The sequence below is a fragment of the Microcystis sp. LE19-10.1B genome (assembly GCF_027530565.1).
In the GTDB taxonomy this organism is placed as follows: Bacteria; Cyanobacteriota; Cyanobacteriia; order Cyanobacteriales; family Microcystaceae; genus Microcystis; species Microcystis aeruginosa.
In genome coordinates this window covers 1-3,512 of sequence record NZ_JAPZQM010000589.1, presented here as the reverse complement: position 1 = coordinate 3,512, position 3,512 = coordinate 1, and the positions used below count along the sequence as shown (strand labels likewise).

The following is a 3,512-nucleotide window of genomic DNA, read 5'->3' as shown; positions in this document are numbered from 1 at the left end:
AATTCTCTCTAGCATTTTCTGGCTCTCGGGGTTTAGGTCTCTAATCAATCTCATTGTATTTTCCTGCTGCTTCGTTTTTTTATGTATTATACTTCTTAATTTTTTATTTGGGTAATTAATTTTGCATGACTACTTACCAACTTTGCGATAAATAATTGTTTCTCTCTCAAATATTTTTTTATCTCTCATCCAAAGTCCAGACCTTTTACCTGCTTGTCTTTTAACTTCTTGCTTCATCATTTCTTCGGGTTTATAATTAACCCAAACATCAGTTGTGCCTAAATGAAATCTTGAAAGGTTTTTACCGAAATAAAGTTTGTGGCTGTCTTTGTCTAACTTTTTATCAATGTATAAAATGTCTTTGATTGTACCTGCAACAATTCCGTCTTTCACTTCTGCAATTTCTTTTAATTTCAGTGTATCTGCCTCAATTTTAGCAATGAGGTGATCAAATTTGGTATTTATTTCTAATCGAAAAATTATCTCCTTATCGTTCAAGATACTTGATACTTCAGTTTCTGAAAGCTGTTGCAATTCTTGCCTTGTGATTTTAAATGCTTTGTATTGTGCTTTTGTAGTGGGATAATTTTCTACAATTACACTATTTACTTGTGCATCTTCAAATACTTTTTCGTCAATTTTTACAACCGTAACTCCGTGATTATCGCAAACAATTTTACGAGCAGTAACAAATTGTTTGTTGTTTAAAAACTTTCCTGGAATAATGTAAGTGAAAACACCTGTTGGCTGTTTTATTTGCATTGCTTTCTCAATGAATAGAGAATACAAGTCAAATCTTCCAGTAGCCGTTTGATAAATGGTTTCGTAAAATCTTCTCTGGTCCCAAGTTATATCTTCAATACTTATATAAGGAGGATTGCCAATTACCACATCAAAACCGACAAAATCCCCCTTATCGTCTAGGACTTCGGGGAACTCGAAGCGCCATTCAAAAGCATTATGATAAATCTTACCGCTTTCAATCTCCTCTAGTTGCGGACGTAATTTATCAATCTCATTCCTTAACTGACTAATCTTCCTTTCCCGCGCTTTCTTTTCCTTGGGTGACTCCTCAAATAACAAAATTTGATTCTCTAGACTATATAAATCCGTTTCCAAACCCCGCAAGCGCTTTTTCAGAGGATTATCTAACCGTAAAGTCTGACGAAAACTACTCTTAATCTCACTTATCAATCTCTCCATCTCGCGCTTTTGCGATTTATCCTCCGCGTTGCGATAGACTCTCACCGCATCCTTATAACTCTCGATACTTAAACGATTTTTGCGGGAAAAGACTTGTAAATCATTGGATAACCCAAAGCGACTAATCAGAGAATTGCCAACCTTGATATTAATATCGATATTCGGTAACGTCTCTAACTCGTTATCTGCTTTGTAGTAAGCATTCTTGAGTAACTCAATCCATAAACGCAATCGACAGATTTTCACCGAGTTGGGATTGATATCAACTCCAAAGAGACACCCCTCAATCAGACGCTGTTTTTCCTGAAATAAAGTCTCCTGTACGCGCTGACTTTCTCGGTTGCGGGGATTATACTCAAACAGATTACCGTCATCATCGGTGACGATTAACTCATCGTTCACCACCTCAACCCGATAATCCCTGAGAGTTTTCCCCTCTTTATCCACTAAAATCTGTAACTCACTCTTAATTGCGATTATCTCGTTCAAAGCAGAAACAAGAAAATGTCCCGAACCCACCGCAGGATCACAAATTTTGAGACTATTGATAATAGCATTGGCTGCCGTTTTATCTTTGATGCGGTTATATACATCCTCGATAGTCTGACAATCCCATCCCTGACTCTGGTTAAATTTCTCTATCACTGCGCGTCGAATCGTTTCCCGACACATATACATAGTGATGAAACCGGGGGTGAAAAAGGAACCATCCTTATATCCGTTGATTTTCTCAAAGATTAATCCCAACACCGACGCATTGATAAGAGTCTTGTTATCCTCCTGTATCGCTTCCCCACCTTCGCTGCTAAAATCGTAGGCATTGAGAAACTCGAATAGGTATGCTAAAGCGTTGATTTCTCCTGTTCGCTTTTTCCCCTGACTATCCTTTAAGACTGTTCCCGCAAAAATCTCTAAATTCTCCGAACGCAGGTTACTGATAACTATGGTTGATTGTTCTAATTCCGTCGGTTCAAATAGGGAACTGTTGAGATAGGGAACCTGAGTATAGATATTCTGGATGTCTTTGCTTCTTTCTGACTGTTTTTTGGCTAAAACGCTGAAAAATAAGCGATTTAAGTCGTCATAGTTGGCAATTTTGCCTAAATTGAGAAACCCTAACGACTTATCCCCCCGATGATACCTAATTATCTGCGCTTCTAATAGTTTGAGGAAGAGGATTCTATTTATCCAGGTTATCCCCAACTCTAAACCGATATTCAATAGTCTCTCCTCTTCCGTCTCCCCAAATTCTTCGGGATTGGATAAACGAGAGATTTTATCTAAACTCTCTACTTGACTGATAGCGTTCTCTAGCAGCGAACCGGGTTGACGCGCTGCCGGTTGCAGACGTTGGATGAGTTTTTTTCCTCCCTCTTTTATCTCTGTCAATCCGATGATATGCAGCAGTTCACTATAAAAGTTTTTGTCGAGACTGTTGCTATCGTTCGCAAAGGGGAGTTTTAAGAGGTGTTCGGGAGAAAAGATTTTATAGAGACTGATGAGGTTATGTTCGTCCTCCCAGATGGTTTGGGTGTATTCCCGCAAGTCAAAATGGGTGTATGTCAGGGAATCGAGTCTGGAGTTAAGGAAGGGTTCCCCTATCTGTTTATAGAAGAAGTCGGTGGTTTTTCCCGTTAGTCTCCCCGTCTCAAAGTCATTAAACTGTCTGACAAGTTCCTGATTTTGTGCGAATAGTCTCTCGAAGATATTCCCATCGAAGATAAACCACTCATATATATTGGTAGCAATCAGGTGTTTTATCTCTAGGTTTTTCTCGGTTATTCTTTCCCGTAGGAAGTAGAGGAGTAATTCTTGTAATGCTTTACAGTTGAGTTTGTCTCTCCGCAGCATCTCGCTTTTATTGCTGGGTTTCTTGACTTCCAATATCACCCCCACGGAATCCCGCGATTCTTTCCCATTATGGATGACTAAATCATTCCTTCCCTTGGTGTTGATGAAATGTTGGGGACTGTAGTAGCTGTGTTTGAGAAAGTCTGCAAGCAGGTTTTTATGGAATTCCTCCGATTCTGTCTCGTTTATACTCCCCAAGAGTTGTCCTAGGTGGGTTTGAAACTTCTCCACCTGACTACGACTCGGTTTGACTCTCAGGAATGCTTTGTTTAATGCTTGTCGGGGAGAGAAAATTTCCGTCTTCATACCTTTATCCCTATTCCTACCCATCCCGATTTTTGAGTCTATTTTTTTCTCTCTTATCTTCCCTCAAAAACCCTATATATATGGGCGCACGGATTCCCATTATACATAAAGTCTAAAGCAAGTCTCGCCATTTGTCAAGGGTTTTCAGAAAA

At 39.2% G+C, this 3,512-nt stretch carries 1 protein-coding gene; it reads right to left on the bottom strand.

Annotated elements, in window-relative coordinates; genetic code table 11:
- Nucleotides 1-129 precede the first annotated feature (129 nt).
- Entirely contained in the window at nt 130-3,360 is a 3,231-nt protein-coding gene (locus O9332_RS21385) for a DUF7149 domain-containing protein (RefSeq protein WP_288027311.1), read from the bottom strand.
- Between the last annotated feature and the right edge of the window lie 152 nt (nt 3,361-3,512).